This is a genomic window from Micromonospora qiuiae, from assembly GCF_016863555.1.
Lineage (GTDB): Bacteria > Actinomycetota > Actinomycetes > Mycobacteriales > Micromonosporaceae > Micromonospora > Micromonospora qiuiae.
In genome coordinates this window covers 43,214-66,113 of record NZ_BOPC01000050.1, presented here as the reverse complement: position 1 = coordinate 66,113, position 22,900 = coordinate 43,214, and the positions used below count along the sequence as shown (strand labels likewise).

Sequence of the window (22,900 nt, the reverse complement as noted above, 5' to 3'; positions counted from 1 at the left end):
GGAAGACCGGCAATAGGTGGTGGCGAGGTGAGTCCAGGTGTGGTGATCGCTGTGCCTGGGGACGTGCCCGGCACGGAGTGCGGCATGTCGGGGTGTTCGGGTGCCTGGGGCGGGCGCGGGTTGCGGTATGTCGGCGTATCCGGCCCTTCGGGTGGCGCGGGTTGCGGCATGTTGGGGTTTCCGGGCCGGTCGAGACCGCGAATTGCGGTGTCCTGTGGCAGGGCCGCGAGTTGCGTGTCCTGTGGCAGGGCCGCGAGTTGCGTGTCCTGTGCGACGGCGCCGGTTGCGGGCGTGGCCTCATCGCCCGGCCGCCTGGCGTGCCAGGATCCGCTCTCGCCGCCCCCGCCCCCCTTGCCGGTTAAGAAGGGGCCCTTTCTATACACCAGGCGTTAAAAGGGGGCCCTTCCTTACCGCTCCTTACCGCTCCTTACGGGGTGGGCGGGGTGACGGCGATGATCAGGTGGGCCGGCTGGTCGCTGGCGTTGCGGTAGAGGTGGGCCAGGCGCGAGTCGAAGGTGACCGCCTCGTCGGTCGCGAGAACGTACGACTCGCCGCCGATCTCGGCGACGATCTCGCCGCTGACCACGATGGCGCACTCGGTCGACGGGTGGGCCCAGGGTTCGGCCGAGCTGGCGTCGCCGGGCGCGAGCCGGGCCTGGAGCACCTCCAGGTCACCTCGGCCGGGGGTGAGTCGCTCGTAGGTTATCTGGCCCGGGGGAGCGGTGAGCAGACTGCGCGCGCCGGCCCGGCTGACGTGCACCGCCGGCGCCTCCGGTTCGGTGAAGAGTGCGGCGATCGAGGTGTCGAAGACCTGGGCGAGTTTGCGCAGAGTGGACAGGCTCGGGTCGGTGGCGCCGTTTTCGATCTGACTGAGCAGAGCGGGTGACACGTCGGCGGCTGTGGCGAGCTGTCGCAGCGTGAGGGTGTGCTGCTGACGCAGGTCGCGGAGCCGGTCACCGAGCATGTAAACCTCGATCCGATAACAGTGTAGCTAAAAATGTTTGACCAAGCTACACGGGGTGTTTAGGGTGGTCAAACAAGAGGCCGGCAGTGTTCGGTATTGCTGGACATGCCGCGTCGAGGCACGAACCGGACGAACGCGGAGTCCGGCTATATCCAACCCTGCGAAGGCTTCCTTGAAAACCCGAGATTCCGTCACCGGCCACGTGGACCCGGCCGGTGGTGGTGTCCCAGGCCATCGATGCCTCGCGGATCCGTCCGGCGGACCCGCGCCATAGAAGGTAGGAACAGCAATGTCGGTGTCCCCCCGCCGGCTCCGCGCCGGAGCGTTCGCTCTGGCGACGCTGGCCATCATCTCCACCACCGCCTGCACCGCGGGTGGCAGCGGTGGGAATGCGAACGGTGGTGGCGCCACCACCCTCACCGTGAACACCTCGTTCGTGCTCAAGACCCTCGATCCCGGCCGCGTCTACGAGGCGACCGGCCTGACCGCGGTGCACGCCCTCTACGACACCCTGCTCACCTTCGAAGGATCGGACGTCAGCAAGCCCGTCCCCGCGCTGGCCGAGTCGTACGAGGCTTCCGCGGACGCGAAGACGTTCACGTTCAAGCTGCGCTCGGGGGTCACCTTCTCCGACGGCAGCCCGCTCACCGCCGACGACGTGGTCTTCTCGCTCAACCGGCTGAAGAACATCAAGGGCAGCCCGGCGGTCACCGTCAGCGAGTTGAGCGTCAGCAAGACCGACGACAACACCGTCGTGGTCACCTCCGAAACGGCCAACCCGAACGTCCCGGTGGTGCTGTCGATGCCCTCCACCGCCGTGATCAACGCCAACGTGGCCAGGGAGAACGGCGCGAAGGACGGCGAGGACGCCGCGCAGGGCGACACCGCCCAGCAGTACCTGGACACCAACTCCATCGGCAGCGGCCCGTACGTGTTGAAGTCGTACGAGCCGGAGTCGCAGGTGGTGCTGGAGGCCAACCCCAACTACTGGGGTGAGGCGCCGCAGTTCGAGCGGGTGGTGCTGCGCAACATGGACGTGCAGACCCAGAAGCTGACCATGCAGCGCGCCGAGGCCGCCGAGATCTCGCTCGACATCTCCGGCAAGCTGCTCGAGGGCCTGCCGGAGACCCTGCAGACCTCCGGCGTGCAGGACACCGTCTACTTCCTCTTCCTCAACGCCGACCCGGCCGTGTCGCCGGTGACCTCGAACCCGAAGTTCAACCAGGCGCTGCGCGCCGCCATCGACTACCAGGGCGTTGCCGCGCTGTACGGCCAGGGCGCCGCGCCCGGCGCCGGGCTGGTCGCGCCCGCCTTCCCCGGCACGCTGCCCGAGGGCGAGGCATCCACCCGCGACGTCAACAAGGCCAAGGCGCTGCTCGCCGAGGCGAACCTGACCAACCCCACCGTGAAGTTCAACTACCCGGCCATCACCTACAAGGGCGTGGATCTGGGCACGGTGGCCACCAAGGTGCAGGGTGACGTCGCCGAGGCCGGCATCACGCTGGAGTTGAACCCGCAGCCGCTGACCACCTTCCTGGACGAGATGCGCGGCGGGAAGGTCGCCCTCGGCTTCACCCCGCAGAGCCTGAACTACCCGGTCGCCGACTCGCTGATCAACAACATGGCGCCCGGACAGGCCACCGCGCTGCGCTCGGGCTGGACGGTGGAGCGGGCCGACCCGGCGATCGTGGCCGCCGGCGAGAAGGTCGTCGAGACCCTCGACCTGGCCGCCCGGGCCACCGCGATGCAGGAGTGGCAGCGACTGATGAACCAGTCCTCGCCGTACGTCGTGCTGGCCAGCAACTCCTCCACGGTGGTGGCGACCGCCGACCTGACCGGCGCGGACTACACCGCCGCGGGCTGGCAGGTGGACGTCGCCGCGGTCGGCCGGAAGTAGTCGGCCGCACATGACGACGGTCCACAACGGCGAGCCGGGCGCGGTCAGCACGACCGCGTCCCGGCTTCGGCCGCGCCGGGCCCACCCGCTGCTGGTCTTTTTGGCCAAGCGGCTGGCGATCACCGCAGGGCTGCTGCTGGGCGTCACCGTGGTGACGTTCGGGCTGGTCAACGTCGTTCCCGGTGACCCGGTCACGGCCAACCTCTCCGACCAGGCGCTCAACGACCCGGCCACGGTGGCCGCCTTCCGCGAGAAGTGGGGCCTGGACCAGCCGCTCTGGGCGCAGTACCTGCACTACCTGGGCAACCTGCTCCACGGTGACCTGGGCATCTCCCAGCAGACCGGCCGGTCGGTCCTGGACGACCTGGTGCGGTACGTCCCGGCCACCATGGAACTGGCCATCCCCACCATGGTGCTGGCGCTGCTGATCGGCACCGGCATCGGCATGCTCGCGGCGGTGCGCAACGGCCGGTTCACCGACCAACTGGTCCGGGTGGGCTCCCTGCTCGGCCTCTCCACCCCGCCGTTCTGGCTCTCGCTCGTCGTGCTCTACGTCTTCTTCTACCAGCTCGGCCTGGCCCCCAGCGGCGGGCGGCTCTCCACCGGGTTCAGCCCGCCGCCCACCGTCACCGGCATGTACACCGTCGACGCGGCGCTGGCCGGGCAGTGGGACGTCGCCTGGGACGCGGCCCAGCACCTGGCCCTGCCGGTGCTGGTGCTGACCTCGCTGACCGTGGCGCTGCTGGTCCGCTTCGTCCGCTCCGCCATGCTGGAGGTGCTCCAGCAGGACTACATCCGTGCCGCGTACGCCAAGGGTCTGCCGACCCGTGTGGTGCTGCGCCGGCACCTGCTGCGCGCTGGGCTGGTCCCGGTGGTCACCGTCTCCGGCCTGGCCTTCGCCTCGCTGCTGTCCGGAACGGTGCTGGTGGAGAGCATCTTCGGCTGGCCCGGCCTCGGCCAGTACGCCTACCGCAGCGCCACCGCCCTGGACCTGCCGTCGATCCTCGGCGTCAGCCTCTTCGTGGCCCTGGTCTACACGCTGGTCAACCTGACCGTCGACCTGCTGTACGGGCTCATCGACCCGAGGATCCGGCTGTCATGACGATGATCGCACCCGACCCGGTGGCTCCCGATCCGAAAGTGGAGCGGGCGCTGACCCGACGCCGTTGGCTCGGCCGGCTGCGCGGCGGCTCGGCCGGCCAGCCGATCTGGCGTCAGCCGATCGCCGTGGCGGCCCTGGTCATCCTCGGCGGATGGCTGCTGCTGGCGATCTTCGCGCCGCTCATCGCCCCCTACGACCCGCTCGCCCAGAGCCCCGAGGCGTACGCTCCGCCGTCGGCGACGCACTGGTTCGGCACCGACTCACTCGGCCGGGACATCCTCAGCCGGGTGATCCACGGCGCCCGGCTCTCCATTCCGCTGGCTCTGGCCATCGTCTCGCTGGCCCTGCTCGTCGGCGGTCTGCTCGGGCTGGTCGCCGGCTACCTGGGCCGGTTCGTCGACGAGGCGCTGATGCGCCTGACCGACCTGGTTTTCGCCTTCCCCCAGATCATCCTGGCGATGGCGGTGACCGCCGCGTTCGGCCCGAACACCCGCAACGCCGTGCTCGCCCTGGTCATCGTCTCCTGGCCGGTGTACGCGCGGGTCATCCGCAGCGCGGTGCTGAGCATGCGCGGCGACGACTACCTCAGCGCGGCCCGACTGCTCGGCGTCGGGCCGATCCGCGCCCTGCGCCGCGACGTGCTGCCCAACAGCATCGGCCCGGCGATCGTGCTGGCCACCCTGGAGCTCGGCAACGCGGTGCTGTTGCTCGCCGCGCTCTCCTTCCTCGGCCTGGGCCCCCGCCCGCCGGCCGCCGAGTGGGGCTCGATGGTGGCGCTCGGCTCCCAGGACCTGTCGATGTGGTGGGTCAGCGTCTTCCCCGGCCTGGCCATCCTCACCGTCGTGATGGCGTTCAACGTGCTCGGCGACGCGCTGCGCGACCGTCTCGACCCCCGCTACGCGAAGGGACGCTGATGGCTCCGCTGCTCGACGTCGACTCCCTCGCCGTCACCCTGCCCGGCCCGCGCGGGCCGCTGCCGATCCTGCACGACGTGTCGCTCACCGTCGACGAGGGCGAGCTGGTCGGCATCGCGGGGGAGAGCGGCTGCGGCAAGAGCCTCACCGCGCAGACCCTGCTCGGCCTGCTTCCGCCCGGCGCGGCGGTCACCGGGTCGGCCCGGTTCGCCGGCACCGACCTGCTCGGCCTGGACCACCGTGGCTGGCAGCGGGTCCGCGGCGCGGGCATCGCCATGGTCTTCCAGGATCCCACCGCCGCCCTGCACCCGATGCTCACCATCGGCCGCCAGCTCACCGAACACATGCGGGTGCACCTGCGGATGGACCGGCGGGCCGCAAACCGCCGGGCGGTGGAACTGCTCGACCAGGTCCGCATCCCCGACCCGGAACGCGCGATGCGTTCCTATCCGCACCAGTTCTCCGGCGGAATGCGGCAACGGGCGGCCATCGCCATCGCCCTGGCCGCCCGTCCCCGACTGCTGATCGCCGACGAACCCACCACCGCCCTCGACGTCACCGTGCAGGCCGGCATCCTCGCCCTGCTCGACCGGCTGCGCGCCGAGACCGGCCTGGCGGTCGCGTTCATCACTCACGACCTCGGTGTGCTCAGCGCGTTGACCACCCGTGGCTACATCTTCTACGCCGGACGGGTGGTGGAGACCGGCCCGACCGGGGCGCTGCTCACCGCACCCACCCACCCGTACACCGCCGCGCTGCTCGGTGCCCGACCGCACGGCACTCAGGCCGTCGGCACGCTGAGGCCCATTCCCGGCGGCCCACCGGCGCCCGGGGAAGCGCCGCCGGGCTGCCCGTTCCAACCCCGCTGCGGGTACGCGCAGCCGTCCTGCAGCACCGCGCCGCCGCCGCTGGCACCGGCCGGTGCCGACCGCTCGGTGGCCTGCGGGGTCCGCCCGCACCTGGAGGTGGCAGCCCCATGACGGACCTGCTGCGGATCAGTGACGTGGAGGTCGAGTACCGCACCCGGGGACGCGGGCGGGTACGTGCCGTGGCCGGAGTCAGCCTGGACGTGGCGCCCGGACAGATCGTCGGCCTGGTCGGCGAGTCGGGCTGCGGCAAGTCGTCGCTGGCCCGGGTCGCGGTCGGGCTCACCGCGCCGAGCGCCGGTGAGGTCCGCTACGCCGGCCGCCCGGTCACCCCGCTGGGCTGGCGCCGTCGACCGGGCGCGGAGATCGGCCTCCAGATGGTCTTCCAGAATCCGTACGCCTCGCTGAACCCCCGGCGCACCATCGGCGCGCAACTGCTCGACGGCGTGGCGGAGACGGTGACCGGAGCGGCCCGCCGGGACCGGGTGGGTGAGCTGCTCGACCGGGTCGGCATGCCGGCCGCCGCCGCCGATCGTTACCCGCACCAGTTCTCCGGCGGACAGCGGCAGCGGCTGGCCATCGCCCGGGCGCTCGCCCCGCAACCCAGAATGATCATCGCCGACGAGCCGGTCACCGCCCTGGACGCCTCGTCCCAGGCCCAGGTGGTCAACCTGCTGGTCGGGCTGGTCCGGGACCTCGACATGGGCATGCTGTTCATCTCCCACGACCTCGCCCTGGTGCACGAGATCGCCGACGTCACCGCCGTGATGTACCTGGGCCGCATCGTCGAGACCGCGCCCACCCGCGAGCTGTGGCGCGACCCGCGCCACCCGTACACCCGGGCGCTCATCGACGCGGTACCGCAGATCGGCCCCACCCCACGGCTGCCCGCCACCCTGGCCGGGGAGGTGCCCGACCCGGCCAACGCCCCCACCGGCTGCCGGTTCCGGCCGCGCTGCCCGCACGCCTTCGCCCCCTGCGGCGACCAACCGCCCACCCTCCAGCTCGGCGGGCGCAGCGCCGCCTGCTGGCTCAACGACCCCACGGCGGCCCCGGCCGCCGTGCCCGCGCACTGAGGACGTCGACATGCACACCGCCACCGAACAGGTTCTGGTCAACCTCGCCCTCTACGACGGCGTCGACGACCGCCTCCAGCCCGACCGCGGCGTGTGGATCGACGCCGACGGGATGATCCGCGCTGTCGGCCCGGTCGACGACGTGCTCGCCGAGGCCGGCGACATCCGGGTGGTCGACCTCGGCGGCGACGTGGTCATGCCCGGCCTGACCAACATGCACGTGCACCTCTCCCTCGGCCTGCCCGGCCACCTCGGCGACGCGGTGCAGCGGTCCAACCTGGCCGAACTGGTGCTGTTGATGGCCGACTCCGCCCGGCGCACCCTGCACGCCGGCGTCACCACCGCCCGGCTGGTCGGCGAGAGCCGCTACGCCGACTTCGCGCTGCGCAAGGGCATCGAGGGCGGCGCTGTGGACGGGCCGCGGATCTTCACCGCTGGGCACGCGCTGTGCTGCACCGGGGGCCACGGCTGGGAAGCCGACGCCCTGGAAGCCGACGGTGCGGACGAATTCCGACGGCTCACCCGGGCGCAGATCCGCGCCGGCGCCGACCTGATCAAGGTGTGCGTCTCCGGCGGCATCGCCGGCCAGTACGAGGCGATCGACACCCCGCAGTTGCTCGACGACGAGATGGCCGCCGTCATCCGGGTCGCCCACGACTGGGGGCGCAAGGTCACCGCGCACGCCGGCCCGGCCGACACCGTACGCCGGGCGGTGGAACTCGGCCTCGACTGCGTCGAGCACGGCTACGAACTGACCGACGAGGTGACCCGGCTGATGGCCGAGAAGGACGTCTGGTACGTCCCGACCATCGTGGTCAGCCGCTGCGAACAGTTCTTCCGCGATTCCGGAGTGCCGGGCTGGCTGATGGACCGGGCGCTCGCCGCCGGACCCCGGCACTGGGAGAGCCTCCAGCACGCCATCCGCAACGGTGTGCCGATCGCGTTGGGCAGCGACATGCCACCGCACGCCGGCTACGACGAGACCACCGCCACCGTGCGGGAACTGGAGTTCATGGTCGACGCCGGGCTGCCCGTGGCAGACGCCCTGAAGGCGGCCACCATCCGGCCCGCCGAGTGGCTCGGCCAGGCCGACCGGCTCGGCAGCATTGAGGCCGGCAAGCACGCCGACCTGCTGGTGCTGCGCGACGACCCGACCCGGTCGGTCTCCGCGCTGCGCAGCCTGCACCTGGTCATGAAGGGCGGCGTCGTCTACCGCGACGACCATTCGCGCACCCGGGCACCGCGATGACCAGGATCACCGAGGTCGCCGACGACTACCTCGCCGCGCTGGCCGAACTCGACCCGCAGGCCGCCGAGGCGGCGGGGCGTACCCCCGCATCGCAGCTGACGGACCTGTCACCGGAGGGCTTCGACGCCCGCGCCGAGCTGGCCCGGGGCACCGCGACCGCCGTCGCCATGGCCACCGCGCACACTGCGGGCGAACGTGCGCTCGCCGGTGCCCTGGCCGACCGGCTGGCCAGCGAGGTCGCGCTGCACGACGCCGGCTTCACCACCCGCCTGCTGGCCCCGCTGGCCACCCCGGTGCACCTGGCCCGGCAGGTCTTCGACAACCTGCCCCGGCGGACCCCCGACGACTGGGAGCGCGTCGCGGCCCACCTGCACCAGCTTCCCGCCACCCTCGACCAGTACGCCGCCACGCTGCGCCGCTCCGCGCAGCGCGGGCAGCTGGTCGCCCGCCGGCAGGTGCTGGTCGTCGCCGCGCAGTGCGCGAGCTGGGCCGACACGGACTTCTATGGTCGGCTCGTCGCCGGCTACCCGAACGGGCCGCTCGCCGACCGGCTGGCGCAGGGCGCCCGGCTGGCCACCGCCGCCACCGCGAACTTCGCCGCTTTCCTGCGTACCGAACTGGCTCCCGCCGCGTCCGAGGTGGACGGCGTCGGCCGTGAGCTGTACGAGATCACCTCCCGCGCCTTCCTCGGCGCCACCGTCGACCTCGACGAGCTGTACGTCTACGGCTGGGCCGAGCTGGCCCGCACCGCCGACGAGCTGCGCGTCACGGCGGCCGACTGCGGGCACCCGGACGTGCCGACGGCGCGGACGGCGCTGGACGCGGACCCGGCCGGCCGGGTGCCGGTCGGCCCGGCGCTGGAGGAGTGGCTGCGCCGACGGGCCGCCCTGCTGACCGACGCGCTCGACGGAACCCACTTCGACATCCCGGCAGCCACCCGCCACGTCGAGTGCCGGATCAGTCCCGCCGTGTCCGGCGTCATGTACTACACCCCGCCCGATGCCGCGCTGACCCGGCCGGGTGGGATCTGGTGGTCGGTGCCGCCGGGCGAGTCGACCGTCCCCGTCTGGCGTCACGTCGGGACGCTGTGTCACGAGGGACTGCCCGGACACCACCTGCAACACGCCATCACCCTCACCCTCGCCGACCTGCACCCGTGGCAGCGCACCCTCTGCCACGTGCACGGGTACGCCGAGGGCTGGGCGCACTACGCCGAGCGGCTCGCTGACGAACTCGGCCTCTACGCCGGCCCCGCCGAACGGCTCGGCATGCTCGACGGCCAGATGTGGCGGGCCGCCCGCGTCGTCATCGACCTCGGCCTGCACCTCGACCTGCCGATCCCGGCCGGCAACGGGTTCACCGACGCTGCCCGCTGGACGCCCGCGGTCGCCGTGGACCTGCTCACCCGCGTCGCCGGCCTGGACGCGGCGACCGCCCGCTTCGAGGTCGACCGCTATCTGGGCTGGCCGGCTCAGGCCCTGGCCTTCAAGGTCGGGGCACGGCTGTGGCAGCAGACCCGCCGCGACGCCGAACGGCGCGCCGGCGCCGGGTTCGACCGCAAACGGTTCCACCACACCGCGCTGGCGCTCGGGCCGATGGGCCTGGAGCCGCTGCGCGCCCGCCTCGCCGAGACGTTGCGGTCCGGCACCCCCGCCCTCGACCGGAAGTGACCCCAATGAGCATCGACGAACTCACCAGCACCATCGAAGACATGTACCGATCGCTGGGTGACCGGCCCGCCTTCGACGCCCACCTGCACCCCGAGCTGACGATCTGGGAGTCCGACGCCGACGAGCTGCTCTGCGGTCTGGCCGCGCTGGACGACCTGCGCGACCGGCGGGCCGCGGGCGCGACGGGCCCGCCTCCGGTCGCGGTGGCGCCGGAGCAGTTGCGCGCCGACGCCTGGGGCGACACCGGCCTGGTCCGGTACGTGCTGCGCGCCCGCCACGGCGACGACCGCCCGGATGTCTGCTTCCGGGTCACCGACGTGCTGCGCCGCACGGAGAGCGGCTGGCGGATCATTCACCACCACGCGGAGGCCGTGCGATGAGCGAGCGTAGCGACGAGCAGCCCACCACCGACGTCTACGACCTGCGGGTGGTGGTGGAGCGCATCGAGGGCCGTTCGGTGTGCGGCATGAAGGTGGGGGACCACTTCGACCTGACCGAATCCTGCCGGCTGAGCATCCCGGAGGGCCAGCACTTCTGCGTGTACGCGCTGGCCGCCTGTCTGCCTCTGCTGCCGGCCAAGCAGCGGGCCCTGGCCGAGGGTGACTGGATGGCGCGGGACAGCCACGTCGCCTGCCCGGACCCGGACGAGCGGGTGATCATGCGGATCGAGCGTACTGGCCGTCGGCAGATCCCCACCGAGGAGTTGACGTGAACGGAGAACGGCTGGTCGGCATCGGCCTGCAATCAGACAAGTCCGCCGACGAGTACGCCGAGTTGGCCGAGCTTGCCGAGCGGCACGGCTTCGATGTGCTGTCGGTCTTCGGCGACCTGATGTACCAGCCGCCGATCTTCCCGCTGCTGGTGGCCGCCCGGCACACCCGCCGCATCCGGCTCGGCGCGGCCTGCCTCAACCCGTTCACCCTGCACCCGGTCGAGGTCGCCGGTCAGGTCGCCGCCCTCGACCTGGCCTCGCACGGCCGGGCGTACCTCGGGCTGGCCCGGGGCACCTGGCTACAACAGGTCGGGGTGCCGCAGGCGCGGCCGTTGCGACGTATCGCCGAGACGGTGCAGGTCGTGCGGCGGCTGCTCGCCGGTGACGGCGAGGGCTTCCAGGGCCGGGAGTTCAGCATCGAGCCCGGCACCACCCTGCGGTACACCCCGGTACGTCCGGACGTTCCGGTGCTGGTCGGCACCTGGGGGCAGCAGACGGCGCGGGTGGCGGCCGCGTTCGCCAGCGAGGTCAAGGTCGGCGGGTCGGCGAATCCGGCCATGGCCAAGACGATGCGCGCCTGGCTGGACGAGGCGGGCGGGCACGAGACCGGTGTGGTGCTGGGCGCGGTCACCGTCGTCGACACCGACGGCGAGTTGGCCCGCCGGATGGCCCGGACCGAGGTGGCCATGTACCTCGCGGTGGTCGCCGCTCTCGACCCCACCGTCGAGGTCGATCCGGAACTGCTGGCCCGGATCCAGGACCACGTCGCCCGCCGCGAGGACGACGCGGCCGGCGCGCTGATCGGCGACGACCTGCTCGACCTGTTCGCCTTCTCCGGCACGCCCGAACAGGTCGCCGCGCAGGCCGCCGCCGTGTTTGACGCGGGGGCCAGCCGTGTGGAGTTCGGCACCCCACACGGCCTCACCCCGTACCAGGGGATCGATCTGCTCGGCCGGCGGGTGCTGCCGCTGCTGCGGTAGTGACCGTACGACGAGCAGAGATCCACCCGGGGGGAGCGTCCTAGGTGTCGGGGCGCTTCCCCCGGGCCTCTACTGTGGACGGTCATCGGCGCCTGTCCCGGCTTGGGACGTGACAGGATGGGGCGTGCCCGAGGAACGCCAGGCGCCGATCGCCTTCGAGACCACCACTGTCGTCGCGGCGTCGCCGGAGCGGGTGCATCGCCACCTGAGCGACCCGTACAGCTACATCGGGCTGTCACCGTTGGTCGTCGCGGTGCGGGACGTGCGGCCCGGCCACGACGCGCAGGGGCGGGAGATCGTCGACTACCTCGCCGTCGAACGGTTCCGACTGTTCGGTCCGTTGCGCTGGGACAACCCGATGCGCGTACGCCTGACCTCGCACCGGCCCGACCGAGTGGTCAGCGACGTACGCAGCCCGGGGTGGGTGCGCCTGCGGGCGGTGGTGGAGTTGACCGCCGTGGCCGACGGCACCCGGGTGCGGGAGCAGGTCAGCGCCTTCGCGCCCGCGCCGCTGCGGCGGTTCGTGGCGGCGCAGGCACGTCAGGTCGCGGCGTACCGGGCGGCCGAGCTCGCCCGCCGGATGGCCGTTCCCTGACGGCGCGCCGGCGCCCGTTGACCGTGGTACCGGCCGACCGGTACACCGGCAGGACGGCGCACGGGGTGAGGGCCGAAGGCCACGCCTTTCGTCAGTTCCGATCGAAGTTCGTGTGGGACATGCGTAACCATCGACGTGTTACGGCGGAAGGGTTAGGCTCCGAGTCCGTACAGTCTTCGATGCGAGGAGTGTCATGTCCCGTCGAACCGGCCGGCCCTCCCATTTGCTGACCTCGCCGGCCCGGCCGGGGCGTCCTCCGGCGCGGATGGTCGCGGTGGGCATCGTGGCGGCGCTGATCGTGGGCCTCCTTGGCGGTCTGGTCGGCTACGCCGTCGGGCGACCGAGCGCGACCGAGTCCAGCATCGCGAAGCTGCAAGAGGCGGATCTCAGGCGCGACGCGCAGCAGATCGTCGAACTCACCGACATGGCACGCCGGACGGGGCAGCAACTCGGGCCGATCCTCCTTGCCGTCCGGCAGGAGCCGGCAGCCGGGCGCGCGCCCGAGGCGGCCCAGGTCGGTCAGTGGCAAGAGGTCATGCGCCGGTTGACGGCGCAGTTCGCCGACCCACCGTCGGGCATGACGGCGACCAACGTCGCCCGCGGCGGGCTGCGCAGCGCGGTGGAACAGGCCGCCGTCGCCGTCGACACGGTCGCCCTGGCCGTGGCCGCTCCCGCCGACCGGCGACCGGAACTGCTGACGCTGGCGGCGAGGCAGGCGGCGCTGGCTGTGACCACGTGGTCGGTGGCCGCGACGCAACTCGACCAGATCAACATTGATGCCGGAAACGGCCACCAGCATGTGCACCTCGACAGCGACGGCGCGGAGGGCGCTTTGGGCCCGGACGGGGCGGCGGAAGGCACCGGCGGCTGACACGCCATGGCCGGCTGGTGGCGTGGCCGGTGGCTGGCTGCCGGGATGTGGCCTGGGCCGTGCCCTGTCGAGCTGATGGCGTTAACGGTTCGCAGTGACCGGCATCGCGACGGATGCCTTGACCGCGGCGGCCGGCCCGTCTGCTCCGCCAAGACAGGAACCGCGGTCACTCCTCACACCAGCCGGAGACTGAGGGCCAGACAAAACCTTGGTCAGGTCGGCGGTGAAGGCGGGGGCTCCGGTCACCCGACAGCGAGGTCGGCTTTCAGTCGGAGCCGACACACCCGAAACCTGCCACCATGCTCGGCGGAAATGGCGTCCAGCTCCCGCCGCTTGCGTGATAGCGCAAACGGATCAGCTCGACAGGGCGCGAAGGCAGTAGTAGTGGTTCGACCATGAATCAGAGCATGGTTTCCCACGGGGGCGTCCTCCAGCGCCCGCAGGGAGAGCATGGGCAGGTACCTGGCACCGGGACGGTGATGGCCCGGTGCCAGGTACGCCCGCCGGGAAGTCAGCTTGCTGTGCAGGTCGGTGTGGGGATGCCGGGTGCCCCGGAGGAGGATCCGAGGAAGCCGAACGTGGTGCTGGCGCCCGGTGCGAGCGAGCCGTTGTAGCTGACGTTGCGGGCGGTGACCGTCGACCCCTGGGTGGTGACCGTCGCGTTCCACGCCTGGGTGATCGCCTGGCCACTGGGCAGGGTCCAGGTCACCGTCCAGTTGCTGATCGCCCGCGTCCCCGCGGTGACCCGCACCTCACCCTGGAAGCCGCCGGTCCACTGGTTGGTCACCGTGTACGTGGCGGTGCAGGCGGCGCTGGCCGGCGGCGGCGTGGTCGGTCCGGGCGGCGGGGTCGTCGGTCCGGGTGGCGGGGTGGTGGGCGGGGGAGTGGTGGGACCGCCCCAGCCCGCAGTTGAATCCAGCCAGGCCGCGCGGCGCAGCATCCAGTCCCGCATGTACTGGACCTGCCCCTGCCACGTCGACGCGGTCGGGGTGATGAAGGGCCCGATCATCCGGGTGGTCAGGTTGGGCCAACGCTGGAAGTTGCGTTGCGCGGCGTTGGTCAACGGGGTGCTGAGGGCGTTGATCCGGGACTGCAACGACGCGTCGGAGAGTGCACCACGGCGCAGCGTCTGCCAACGCAGCCGGACCTGGTTGACGAAGGCCGGGTCCCGCAAGAGCTGGTTGTACCAGTCGTTCGCCATCGGTTGGCGTACCTGCTGGTACTGCCAGCCTGAGGTCTGATCGTTGGCGAAGTAGCCACCGACGCCGAAGCTGAGATCGTAGTCCCACAGGGGACCGGCGAAGATCTTGGTGTCGCGGTCCTTGTAGAAGTACGCGCTGCGGAGGTAGGAGTCCATCTCCCGGCTCAGCTCGTTGATGATGAGCTGGTCGATGAAGGAATCCACGTCGATGTACGCTCGGTAGCCGGTTGCCGGGTCGGCGAAGTTCGGTGCCCGTAGCACGTTGTGGAACTCCTGGATGTGGTTGCGCAGCCAGTCCCGCTGCTCGGGCATCAACGGCGACGGGTCGGCGACCTCCAGGTAGTTCCAGCAACTCGCCGCCGGTCCGGTGCACGGCAGGGTCGGCTCCTCGGCGGCCATCCACTCGAACTTGAAGATGTAGCCACCGGTGATCCTCGGCAGCGTCCGGTCGTCGGAACGGAGCTTCTTGAGGTCGAGGCGGTTCTTGGAGTTCTTGATCGTCTCCACGATCATGTAGACGCCCATGTAGTCGTCGGCACCGACCGGGCCGGCATCGGTGTTGAGATAGAACTCCGCGAACGCGTACCGGGGCGCCGGCAGACCCATCTGCCGCCCGAGGTCGTAGACGAAGGCATCCCGGATCAACGCCTTGTCGCTGAACGGCCCGCGCAGAACCCAGTCGGAGTCGGCGGGCATGCCGAGCACCGGGTAGTCGGCGTCGTCGTCCTCGTTGTCCCAGAACTCGAGCCGGTACGGCGTCTTGGCGAACATGGCCGACGACTGCCCGCGCAGCCGGAACCCGGCCCGGGTGGCCACGGTGGGGGCGGCGGCCAGCGAGGTGGTCCCGCCACTCGGCTCGAAAATCATGGTGGCGGCGTCGAAGTACTGCCGGTCCGGTCGGCCGGCGCCGTACGAGTCGATCAGGATCACCGGCAGGTCGTGGGCGGCGGCGGTGTTGCGGGCGACGTACATGGCCGTGCCGGGTGCCCCGGACGCGGTCTGCCCCACGAAGGCCTGTGCCCGCAGCTGGGTGGTCCGGGTCAACCGCAGCGGGGAACCGGAGTAGAGCGGGGACTGCGCGGTGGGCAGCCGCCCGTCGGTGGTGTAGCGGATCTGGGCGCCGCTGACGGTGGTGCTCAGCGACACCGACACCTCACCGGAGAAGGTGCCGCTGGGCACGGAGAAGCGGATATCGCCGACCAGATCGTCGGCGGCGCCGGCCGCTGCGACGGCGCCGGCCGCCGAGGTGGTCGTGGTGGAGCCGGCGGCGGTGGCGGCACCGGAGTCGGCGAGCGGTTCGGCGCCGGCTGGTGACGGGGACGGGACGAGCAGCCCGGCGACCAGTACGGCGGCGGCCAGGACTCCTGCGGCGCGGAAGGCCGCCGTCGTGGTGCCGGTGCTGCGGACGGTCAGACGCACGATGCCTCCTGTTCGGAGCGAAGGGTGGTGGTCAATGCCGGGCCCGCCGACGACGGGGTGCGGTGGAAATGGCGGCGCAGGGTCCGACGCCACGGCGTGTCCGGCAGTTCCGGGCGGAGCGCGGCCAGGCCGGTGGCGTACTTGGAGATGCGGACGGGCCGGATCCCTCGCTGCCACAACATCCGGTCGGCCGGCGAGGCGGTGGAGCTGGTCTTGGTCTCGACCACGGCGAGGCCGGGCAGCCGCAGGGTGCTGTCGCCGGCCTGCCAGGTCAGCTCGGTGTCGATGGTGACCCGGCTGGCGGTGGCCGGCAGCAGCAGGGTCGCCCGACGGTAGCTGGTGACCAGCACCGGATCGAAGGCGTCGCCGACGGCCTGGTGGATCGCCTCACGCCGCAGCGCCGCGTCGACGAAGTCGCGGCCGGGGCGCACGGTGGCGCGGTCGCTCAGGTGGTACGGCAGCCGGTGCTTGGTGATGCTGTCCCGTGCCCCGTTGATCTTGACTTCCAGCCAGCATTGCGCGGAGTCGAGGTAACTGCGGGTGCGGATCTTGAAGCGTCGCCGTCGCCGGTACGCCGCGCAGTGGTAGCTGACCAGATGTGGGGTGTCGAAGTACACCGACTCGTAGCGGAACACCCGCTCGTCGTCGATCTCCAGCACCAGGGCGGACGGGACGAGCTGGTGCAACAGGTCGGGAAGTTGGTCGAGCGGTACGACGTACTTGCGGTCGACCCTGGTCTGAAGCGCGGCCCGGTCGATGAGTTCGGCCAACCCGACGGGGGCCATCTTCGCCAGGGACGCGGCGATCGGCGGCAGGCTCATCGGTGTGCTCCCGCCGGTGCCGGCCGGCTGGCCGCGGCCCTGGCGGCGCCGGGACGCACCGAGTACCGGACGTCGACCAGTGTGGTCTCGTTGACCAGGTCGAGTCGCTGCACGGTGGCGACGTGCACCCGGGCGCCGAGCAACTGTTCCAACTGGGCGACGAGCGCCACGTGATCGGTGACGGCGGAGTCGAGCACCATGATCTGGTGCCGGTAGTGGCGCAGCAGCCGGGGATGGTCACCCAGGAACATCACCACCACGATGAGTAACATCAGGCCGGCGCTGAGCCAGATCGAGGTGGTGCTCAGCGCGCCGAGGATGCCCAGGGCCAGGGCCGAGAAATAGTACGCGACCTCGTGCTGGTCGAGCTCGGTCGAGCGCAGCCGGATGATGGAGAGTACGCCGAACAGCGCCAACCCCAGCCCGAGCCCCGCGCCGACGTTGCTGGCGCTCAGCGCGCTCGCCACCGACAGGACACCGACGTTGACGCCGAGGTAGGCGACGACGAGATCGCGGCGGCGGTGTCGCGGGAAGTAGAGCCCGAAGACGAGTAACGCCACCGCGCAGATGTCGATCCCGAACAGGACGAGCTGGGACATCTTGCTTCTCCTCCTGAGTCACTGCCGCACCGGCCCGGCACCTGTCTCGTGCTGCCCCGGCACGGGACGCCCGTGCTGCCCGGGACACGGACTGGGGACGGGCGACCGAACGCCACCGGAATTTTCGGTAAACTTGCGGGAACTATTTCGCGAATAGTACGACTTCTCATCGAGAAACGTCAATGGTCGGCGCTGCCCGCCCTGGTGGTTGCCGGCGCTCGCCCCGGCGAATGGCCCGTCGGCCCACCGGTCGGCGCCAGCGGGTTGAGCCAGGGGCCCCATGGCGGCGAACGGGCCGATCCCGCGTCGCCGACCCTGCGAAACGGTATTGACATTTTTCGCTGCTCAGGCCGAAACTTGCCCCGATGAGCATCGATAATTATCGATGCTGCCCGGAGAGGAGCTTCAGTGATCATGAGATGGGGTCGTACACAGATCCGATCGGTGATCGTGGTGCTGGCGGTGACGGCACTTGCGCTCGCCGCGACGACCTGGGTGGCGGCGAGAAGCAGCCTGGCGCGGGCGGCCGCTGGCCTCGCGGCCGTCGCGCCCGCCGAGGACGAGGGGACCGATTGTCCGGTCCCCGGTGCGACATCGCCGCCGGCCAACTCCCGCCTACCGGATCCCTTCCGGAAATTGAACGGTACGCGCATCTCGGTTAAGTCCGACTGGCGGTGTCACCGCGCGGAGATCAAGCACCTCGCGCAGCGCTACGTCTACGGCGACAAACCGGCGAAGCCGCAGAGTGTCACGGGAACGGTCTCGAACACGAACATCACGGTGAACGTGACGCACAACGGTCGCAGCGCCAGCTTCTCCGCCAGCGTGCAACTGCCCAGCGGGGGGACCGGGCCATACCCGGCCGTGGTGGTCCTGGGTGGATTCGGAGCCGACACCGCCACCATCCGGTCCGCCGGCGCCGCGGTGATCAGCTACGACCCGCTCGCGGTGGGACGGGAAGGCACGCCCCGCAACAACAAACAGGGCGCCTTCTACAGCGTCTACGGTTCCTCCAGCAGCACCGGTCTGCTGGTCGCCTGGGCGTGGGGAGTGAGCCGGATCATCGACGTCATCGAGCAGTCGGGCGGCAACATCCTCCGGGCGGACGCTACCGGCGTCACCGGGTGCTCCCGCTACGGCAAGGGCGCCTTCGTCACGGGCGCCTTCGACCAGCGCATCGCGTTGACCATGCCGATCGAATCGGGCAGCGCCGGCTCGCCGATCTTCCGCGGCATCCCGGGTGAGTCCGGCGCCCAGCCGCTGAGCAGCGCGTACGGCGAACAGCCGTGGCTGGGCGACGCCTTCGGCTCCTACACCGGCAACCCGGCGAACCTGCCCGTGGACACCCACCAGACGGTGGCCATGATCGCGCCGCGCGGATTGTTCATCATGGACAATCCGCACATCGACTGGCTGGCGGCCCGGTCGTCCAGCGTCGCGGCCCTGGCCGGCGCGGAGGTCTACAAGGCGCTCGGCGCGGGCGACAACATCAGCTACTGGTCCGACGTCCAGGACGGTACGCACTGCGCGTCCCGGTCGGAGTGGCGCACCCCGTTGCAGCAGAGCATCCAGAAGTTCCTGCTCAAGACGGGCAGCGCGGCCGGGGCCTTCCGGATCTCCAGCCGCAAGGCGGGCAACCTGGCCGAGTGGCGGGACTGGCAGACGCCCACCCTCGCCGGCGGCCCGACCACCCCGCCCACCACCGTGCCGCCGACCACCCTGCCCACGACGACGCCGCCCACTACCGCGCCGCCGACGGTCCCGCCCACGACGATTCCGCCCACTACGCCACCGGCCGGTGGCGGCTGCTCGGCTTCGGTGTCGGTCAACCAGTGGACCGGTGGGTTCGTCGCCACAGTGCGGGTCACCGCAGGCGCCGCGCCGGTCAACGGCTGGACCGTCGCCGTGACGCTGCCCTCCGGTGCCAGCGTCACCAACGTGTGGAACGCCAACCGCAATGGCAGCAGCGGCGCGGTCACCTTCACCAACGTCAGCTACAACGGGGCCATCGCCGCCGGCCAGTCGACCGAGTTCGGCTTCCAGGGCACCGGCACCGGCACGGGTCTGAACCCCACCTGCACCGCCAGGTAGCTGCCGGCGCGACGAGTTCGCCAGCCCCGGGTGCGAGCACGACCAAAGCCCCAGGGGTCGTCGGGCGCAAACCACGACCAGCCCATCGGGAGCGGCCTGAAACTTCCGGGAAAACTTCCGGAAGCCATTGACGTCTGTGAAAACTCGCGAGCGGTGGCTGCACCGCGACGATCACGCCCGGCCAGGTCTGGGGTGACCGCTGTCGGCCGTGCGGGCCCACCCCGCACTGCCGACGGCTTTTCGCTGGCCTCACCGCCGGTCGGGCACCCGACCGGCGGTGGTCATTCCTGGATCGCCGTCGGACGGTAGTCGAACCAGTCGAAGGCGGCGCTGCCCTCGGTGACGTAGAGGCCGAAGACCCGGCCGGTGAAGCCGGCGGCGACCTCGGTGGACAGGTATCGACCGTCGAGTTCGGCCAGGACGACCGGCCCGTCCTCGGTCGCCACCTCGAAGCTGACCATGTCGCAGGTGGTCGGGCGTACACCGAAGGGCGTCCCGGGTGCGGCCACCTGCTCGGCCGCCGTCACCGTCGGCGGCAGCAGGTCGCCGGTCCGGGTGGCGATGGTCAGGGTGACCGGACCCGGCGGCACCCTCCGCTCGCCGAACACCTGGCGGAACGGCCCGACCCGGCCGACGACCCGCACGGTGCCGCCGGAGATCTCCAGGTCGTAGTGGTGTGCCTCGTCGATGCGCAGGGTCAGCCCGGCCCGGCCGGTACCGGCGTCGACGCGGACGCTGGCCCGGCAGTCGTGATGAAGTTGCCGGCGGGCGACCAGGGTGGCGCCGGCCCGGTCCAGGGTCTTTCCGTCGGCGTGCAGGGTGAGCCAGCCCGGCCGGTCGGTCAGCGACCAGCTCCGCGGCGACCGGCCCCGCAGCGACAACCACTGCGGCGCCAACTCGGTGCTGTCGAAGTCGTCGCGGTGCCCGCCGGGGTCTCCGGTGGCGGCGAGCGCGGGCGGGCTGCCGGCGGGCGCGGTCATCACCTCCTCGACCGGGTCGACCACCGGCCAGCCGTCCACCCACCGCACCGGCACCAGGAAGGTCTCCCGGCCGAGCACGTGGTACGGCGGCCACTGTCCCTTGGCGCGGATGCCGAGCAGGACCATCCACCAGCTGCCGTCGGCGGCCTGGACCAGGTCCGCGTGGCCGGTCGCCTGGATCGGTCGATCCGTGCTGCGGTGGGTGAGGAACGGGTTGGCCGGGCCGGGCTCGAACGGGCCACGGATACTGCGGGACCGGGCGATGGAGACCGCGTGGCCGGTGTGCGTACCGCCCTCGGAGACCAGCAGGTACCACCACTCGCCGATCCGGTACAGGTGTGGGGCCTCCGGGTACTGCCCGCCGGTGCCGGACCACATCGGCACCGGGCCCTCCAGAACCTTGCCGGCCAGCGGATCGATCCGGTACGACTGGACTCCGGAAACGGTCAGCCAGCAGTCGCCGTTGTCGTCCCAGGACAGCGAGGGATCGACGTGCGGCAGGTCGAAGTAGACCGGATCCGACCACGGCCCGGCCGGGTCGGTGGCGGTGACGAGCAGGTGCCGACCGATGCTGACATTGGTGGTGACCATCCAGAACCGACCGTCGTGGTGCCGGATGGTCGGCGCGAAGATGCCGGCCGAGGCGGGTGTGTCCGCCGGCAGGTCGAGTTGGCTCGGGCGGTCGAGCACGTTGCCGATCTGCCGCCAGTTGGCCAGGTCCCGGCTGTGGAAGATGGGCACGCCGGGGAAGTACTCGAAGCTGGAGCAGACGAGATAGTACTCCTCACCCACCCGGCAGACGCTCGGATCGGGGTGGAAACCCGGGACGACGGGATTGCGGAAGGTGACGGCGGGGTTCGTCATGCGGATCGATGCTAATCGACGTGGCCATGCCGGACCCGCCCCCCGACGGCCGGGGCTCATCGGCCCCAGAGCCGCCAGGTCTGGTTGAGCGGGCTGCCCTGGCCCGCCGGGTTGCAGGTCCACTGATGGATCGGGGCGCGGGGCGCGGTGGAAATGGTGCTGACGTCGACGCACTTGTTGCTGTGCCGGGCCACGAGCTGGTAGTCGTGCGAGTCGTTGCCCGGGTAGGTCACCTTGCGCAGCGTGAACTGCTGGTTGAGGCCGTCGTGGCAGCTCCACTGGTGCACCGCCGCGCCGTCGGCGGTGGAGACGCCGTTGACGTCCAGGCACTTGCCGGTCTGCTGGTTGACCACCGTGAAGGTGTTCGCCACGCCGCTCACCGGCCGGAAGTTCCACAACTGCTGGTCGCCGCCCTCGCAGTAGAACTGCTGCTGGACGTTGCCGTCACCGGTGTTGCGGCCGGTGTTGTCCAGGCACTGCTGGGAGTGCTGGGCCACCGCCACCGACTGGAAGCCGCCCTCGGAGGGCGGCAGCAGGGTCAGAGTGTAGGTGTCGGTCTGGTTGGCGTAGGGCAGCGAGACCGTGGCGTTGTTGCCACTCACGTTGACCACGCTGTTGGAGATGGTGATCGGGCCCTGCACCGCGCCGCCGCCGTTGTGCGGGACCCGTTGTACGAGCACACGGACCTGGTTGTTCTGCACGATGCCGCTGGTGGTGTCCAGTCGTTGCAGGTTGACGGTGAGGTTGCCGGTGGTGCGGCCCGCGCCGATGAGGATCTTCGCCGATCCGGACGTCTTGGTCGCGAACGCGTCGTACGACGGGCTGGGCGTGACCGAGACGATCTGCCCGGTCTGCGAGGCGTAGAAGCGGTAGACCCACCATTCCCCCTTGGGCTGGTGCTGCCCGGCCGAGTTGCGCACCAGCAGGTTGCCGAGGTCGTTGTGCAGGTTGCCGGCGCTGGCCCAGTTCGCCCGTAGGCCGTCGGCGCGGGCGCGTTCCAGGCGTGCGATGTACCAGGCGCCGTCGCCGGGGTTCTGCTCGTCGGGCGCGGCGTACTCGTTGATCTGGTACGGGCGGGGGTGCGGGATGCCGCGCGGGTCGAGGGTGGCGTTGGCGGCGGCGACGTTGGCCACCGGGTCGCCGGGCAGGGAGTGCCAGCTGATGATGTCCGGCACGGTGTTGGTCGAGCGGACGAAGTCCAGGTACTGGTTCCAGAAGGTGTGGTTGGTCGACGGTACGCAGGCGCAGCTCGGCCCGACGATGAGCTGGTTGGGGAACTCGGCCCGGATGCGCTGGTAGGTGCGGCGCCACAGCTCGAAGTACTGGGAGATCGGGCGGTTCCAGAACAGGGTGATGTTGGGTTCGTTCCAGATGTCCCACTGCACGGTCAGCCCGGCCGCGCGTACGTCGCTGATCAGGCGGTTGAGGAAGTTGTCGTAGTCGGTCCAGTTGCCGTTGTCGCCGGGGAAGCGGGAGATCGCGGCGCCGTCCGCGCCCCACAGATCATGTGGCAGCAGGATGAACTCGCCGCCGAGCGCCGCGGTGCGCCGCGCCTGGGCGAGGGTGGAGTTCCACCGGCGCTCGTAGGTTCCGCCGACCCAGCCGCTGCCGGGCAGTTGCGCGCCGCCGGCGCGCATGTACCGGAACTTCACGTCACGGTAAAAGTGATCGGCCGGGCCGGAGGCGTTCTCGGTCATGCCGTAGATCCAGCCGGCCGCGCGGTACGTCGGCGCGCCGCTGGTCACCGAGAAGTTGACGGTGATCGACTCATCGGCGGCGCGGGCCGGCGTGGGAAGAGCGACGAGGGCGGTGGCCGCGAGCGCGAAGACCGCGAGCCGGGCGATGGGACGACGAACGGGTCCTGGTCTGCGGGGGAGCGTCACTGGGGACTCCTTTGCGACGAAGGCGGCTCTCGGTGATCAGGGGGGCTGCGTCGAACCGATTCGCACGGAGCGTAAAAGTTGACAGTTGTGAATGTCAACGCCGCGTTGGCTCGATGACGTGGAGATTCGGGCGCTCTCCGGTGTGG

Annotated in this window: 18 protein-coding genes and 2 pseudogenes; 13 read left to right on the top strand and 7 right to left on the bottom strand. The window is 71.0% G+C overall.

Annotated elements, in window-relative coordinates; genetic code table 11:
* Positions 1 to 427: 427 nt before the first annotated feature.
* Entirely contained in the window at positions 428 to 964 is a 537-nt protein-coding gene (locus tag Vqi01_RS18625; protein ID WP_204036082.1) for a helix-turn-helix domain-containing protein, read from the bottom strand.
* A 289-nt stretch (positions 965 to 1,253) separates the two neighbouring features.
* Between Vqi01_RS18625 and Vqi01_RS18620 the strand changes: the two genes are divergently transcribed.
* From Vqi01_RS18620 to Vqi01_RS18565, 12 genes are all read left to right on the top strand, one after another.
* Positions 1,254 to 2,861: an ABC transporter substrate-binding protein gene (locus Vqi01_RS18620; protein WP_204036081.1), complete on the top strand. Its 1,608-nt coding sequence runs from the start codon at positions 1,254 to 1,256 to the stop codon at positions 2,859 to 2,861.
* 10 nt (positions 2,862 to 2,871) lie between these two features.
* Positions 2,872 to 3,963, top strand: coding sequence for an ABC transporter permease (locus Vqi01_RS18615; RefSeq protein WP_204036080.1), 1,092 nt, complete (start codon positions 2,872 to 2,874; stop codon positions 3,961 to 3,963).
* Entirely contained in the window at positions 3,960 to 4,877 is a 918-nt protein-coding gene (locus Vqi01_RS18610) for an ABC transporter permease (RefSeq protein ID WP_204036079.1), read from the top strand. The genes Vqi01_RS18615 and Vqi01_RS18610 overlap by 4 nt, the downstream gene beginning before the upstream one ends.
* Positions 4,877 to 5,857, top strand: a complete 981-nt coding sequence (locus Vqi01_RS18605) for an ABC transporter ATP-binding protein (RefSeq protein ID WP_204036078.1) — start codon at positions 4,877 to 4,879, stop codon at positions 5,855 to 5,857. Before Vqi01_RS18610 ends, Vqi01_RS18605 begins: the two co-directional genes overlap by 1 nt.
* Entirely contained in the window at positions 5,854 to 6,819 is a 966-nt protein-coding gene (locus Vqi01_RS18600; RefSeq protein ID WP_204036077.1) for an ABC transporter ATP-binding protein, read from the top strand. Before Vqi01_RS18605 ends, Vqi01_RS18600 begins: the two co-directional genes overlap by 4 nt.
* Before the next feature lie 10 nt (positions 6,820 to 6,829).
* Positions 6,830 to 8,068 (top strand): amidohydrolase family protein, encoded by a 1,239-nt coding sequence (locus Vqi01_RS18595; RefSeq protein WP_204036076.1) that lies wholly within the window; start codon positions 6,830 to 6,832, stop codon positions 8,066 to 8,068.
* Positions 8,065 to 9,738, top strand: coding sequence for a DUF885 domain-containing protein (locus Vqi01_RS18590; protein ID WP_204036075.1), 1,674 nt, complete (start codon positions 8,065 to 8,067; stop codon positions 9,736 to 9,738). Before Vqi01_RS18595 ends, Vqi01_RS18590 begins: the two co-directional genes overlap by 4 nt.
* A gap of 5 nt (positions 9,739 to 9,743) precedes the next feature.
* The gene (locus Vqi01_RS18585; RefSeq protein WP_204036074.1) at positions 9,744 to 10,118 is read left to right on the top strand and encodes a nuclear transport factor 2 family protein; all 375 of its coding nucleotides are present in this window, start codon (positions 9,744 to 9,746) and stop codon (positions 10,116 to 10,118) included.
* Positions 10,115 to 10,450 (top strand): TIGR04076 family protein, encoded by a 336-nt coding sequence (locus Vqi01_RS18580; protein ID WP_204036073.1) that lies wholly within the window; start codon positions 10,115 to 10,117, stop codon positions 10,448 to 10,450. The genes Vqi01_RS18585 and Vqi01_RS18580 overlap by 4 nt, the downstream gene beginning before the upstream one ends.
* Positions 10,447 to 11,430, top strand: coding sequence for an LLM class flavin-dependent oxidoreductase (locus Vqi01_RS18575; protein WP_204036072.1), 984 nt, complete (start codon positions 10,447 to 10,449; stop codon positions 11,428 to 11,430). Before Vqi01_RS18580 ends, Vqi01_RS18575 begins: the two co-directional genes overlap by 4 nt.
* 124 nt (positions 11,431 to 11,554) lie before the next feature.
* A complete protein-coding gene (locus tag Vqi01_RS18570; RefSeq protein WP_239098486.1) occupies positions 11,555 to 12,025 on the top strand; it encodes an SRPBCC family protein in 471 nt (156 codons plus the stop codon).
* Positions 12,026 to 12,290: 265 nt separating this feature from the next.
* The gene (locus Vqi01_RS18565; RefSeq protein WP_239098485.1) at positions 12,291 to 12,896 is read left to right on the top strand and encodes a hypothetical protein; all 606 of its coding nucleotides are present in this window, start codon (positions 12,291 to 12,293) and stop codon (positions 12,894 to 12,896) included.
* A 511-nt stretch (positions 12,897 to 13,407) separates the two neighbouring features.
* Here Vqi01_RS18565 and Vqi01_RS31840 read toward each other — a convergent pair.
* The 4 genes and pseudogenes from Vqi01_RS31840 to Vqi01_RS18550 all read right to left on the bottom strand — a co-directional run.
* A pseudogene (locus tag Vqi01_RS31840) lies at positions 13,408 to 13,794 on the bottom strand (cellulose binding domain-containing protein); the annotation flags it as partial.
* A 30-nt stretch (positions 13,795 to 13,824) separates the two neighbouring features.
* A pseudogene (locus Vqi01_RS31335) lies at positions 13,825 to 15,276 on the bottom strand (CotH kinase family protein); the annotation flags it as partial.
* A 230-nt stretch (positions 15,277 to 15,506) separates the two neighbouring features.
* Complete coding sequence (locus Vqi01_RS18555; RefSeq protein WP_204036068.1) at positions 15,507 to 16,337, bottom strand: polyphosphate polymerase domain-containing protein; 831 nt, start codon at positions 16,335 to 16,337, stop codon at positions 15,507 to 15,509.
* Entirely contained in the window at positions 16,334 to 16,936 is a 603-nt protein-coding gene (locus tag Vqi01_RS18550; RefSeq protein ID WP_204036067.1) for a DUF4956 domain-containing protein, read from the bottom strand. Before Vqi01_RS18550 ends, Vqi01_RS18555 begins: the two co-directional genes overlap by 4 nt.
* 414 nt (positions 16,937 to 17,350) lie before the next feature.
* Between Vqi01_RS18550 and Vqi01_RS18545 the strand changes: the two genes are divergently transcribed.
* Positions 17,351 to 19,027 (top strand): glucuronyl esterase domain-containing protein, encoded by a 1,677-nt coding sequence (locus tag Vqi01_RS18545; RefSeq protein ID WP_204036066.1) that lies wholly within the window; start codon positions 17,351 to 17,353, stop codon positions 19,025 to 19,027.
* Between the two features lie 281 nt (positions 19,028 to 19,308).
* Here the strand turns inward: Vqi01_RS18545 and Vqi01_RS18540 are convergent, their stop codons facing one another.
* Positions 19,309 to 20,871, bottom strand: coding sequence for a glycoside hydrolase family 43 protein (locus Vqi01_RS18540; RefSeq protein WP_204036065.1), 1,563 nt, complete (start codon positions 20,869 to 20,871; stop codon positions 19,309 to 19,311).
* A gap of 56 nt (positions 20,872 to 20,927) precedes the next feature.
* The gene (locus Vqi01_RS18535; RefSeq protein WP_204036064.1) at positions 20,928 to 22,754 is read right to left on the bottom strand and encodes an RICIN domain-containing protein; all 1,827 of its coding nucleotides are present in this window, start codon (positions 22,752 to 22,754) and stop codon (positions 20,928 to 20,930) included.
* Positions 22,755 to 22,900: the final 146 nt, after the last annotated feature.

Coding starts and splice junctions, on each gene's coding strand:
- Vqi01_RS18600 (WP_204036077.1), top strand. CDS start 5,854: ATGACGGACCTGCTGCGGATCAGTGACGTGGAGGTCGAGTACCGCACC.
- Vqi01_RS18555 (WP_204036068.1), bottom strand. CDS start 16,337: ATGAGCCTGCCGCCGATCGCCGCGTCCCTGGCGAAGATGGCCCCCGTC.
- Vqi01_RS18590 (WP_204036075.1), top strand. CDS start 8,065: ATGACCAGGATCACCGAGGTCGCCGACGACTACCTCGCCGCGCTGGCC.
- Vqi01_RS18580 (WP_204036073.1), top strand. CDS start 10,115: ATGAGCGAGCGTAGCGACGAGCAGCCCACCACCGACGTCTACGACCTG.
- Vqi01_RS18605 (WP_204036078.1), top strand. CDS start 4,877: ATGGCTCCGCTGCTCGACGTCGACTCCCTCGCCGTCACCCTGCCCGGC.
- Vqi01_RS18585 (WP_204036074.1), top strand. CDS start 9,744: ATGAGCATCGACGAACTCACCAGCACCATCGAAGACATGTACCGATCG.
- Vqi01_RS18540 (WP_204036065.1), bottom strand. CDS start 20,871: ATGACGAACCCCGCCGTCACCTTCCGCAATCCCGTCGTCCCGGGTTTC.
- Vqi01_RS18550 (WP_204036067.1), bottom strand. CDS start 16,936: ATGTCCCAGCTCGTCCTGTTCGGGATCGACATCTGCGCGGTGGCGTTA.
- Vqi01_RS18615 (WP_204036080.1), top strand. CDS start 2,872: ATGACGACGGTCCACAACGGCGAGCCGGGCGCGGTCAGCACGACCGCG.
- Vqi01_RS18620 (WP_204036081.1), top strand. CDS start 1,254: ATGTCGGTGTCCCCCCGCCGGCTCCGCGCCGGAGCGTTCGCTCTGGCG.
- Vqi01_RS18610 (WP_204036079.1), top strand. CDS start 3,960: ATGACGATGATCGCACCCGACCCGGTGGCTCCCGATCCGAAAGTGGAG.
- Vqi01_RS18625 (WP_204036082.1), bottom strand. CDS start 964: ATGCTCGGTGACCGGCTCCGCGACCTGCGTCAGCAGCACACCCTCACG.
- Vqi01_RS18545 (WP_204036066.1), top strand. CDS start 17,351: ATGAGATGGGGTCGTACACAGATCCGATCGGTGATCGTGGTGCTGGCG.
- Vqi01_RS18595 (WP_204036076.1), top strand. CDS start 6,830: ATGCACACCGCCACCGAACAGGTTCTGGTCAACCTCGCCCTCTACGAC.
- Vqi01_RS18565 (WP_239098485.1), top strand. CDS start 12,291: ATGGTCGCGGTGGGCATCGTGGCGGCGCTGATCGTGGGCCTCCTTGGC.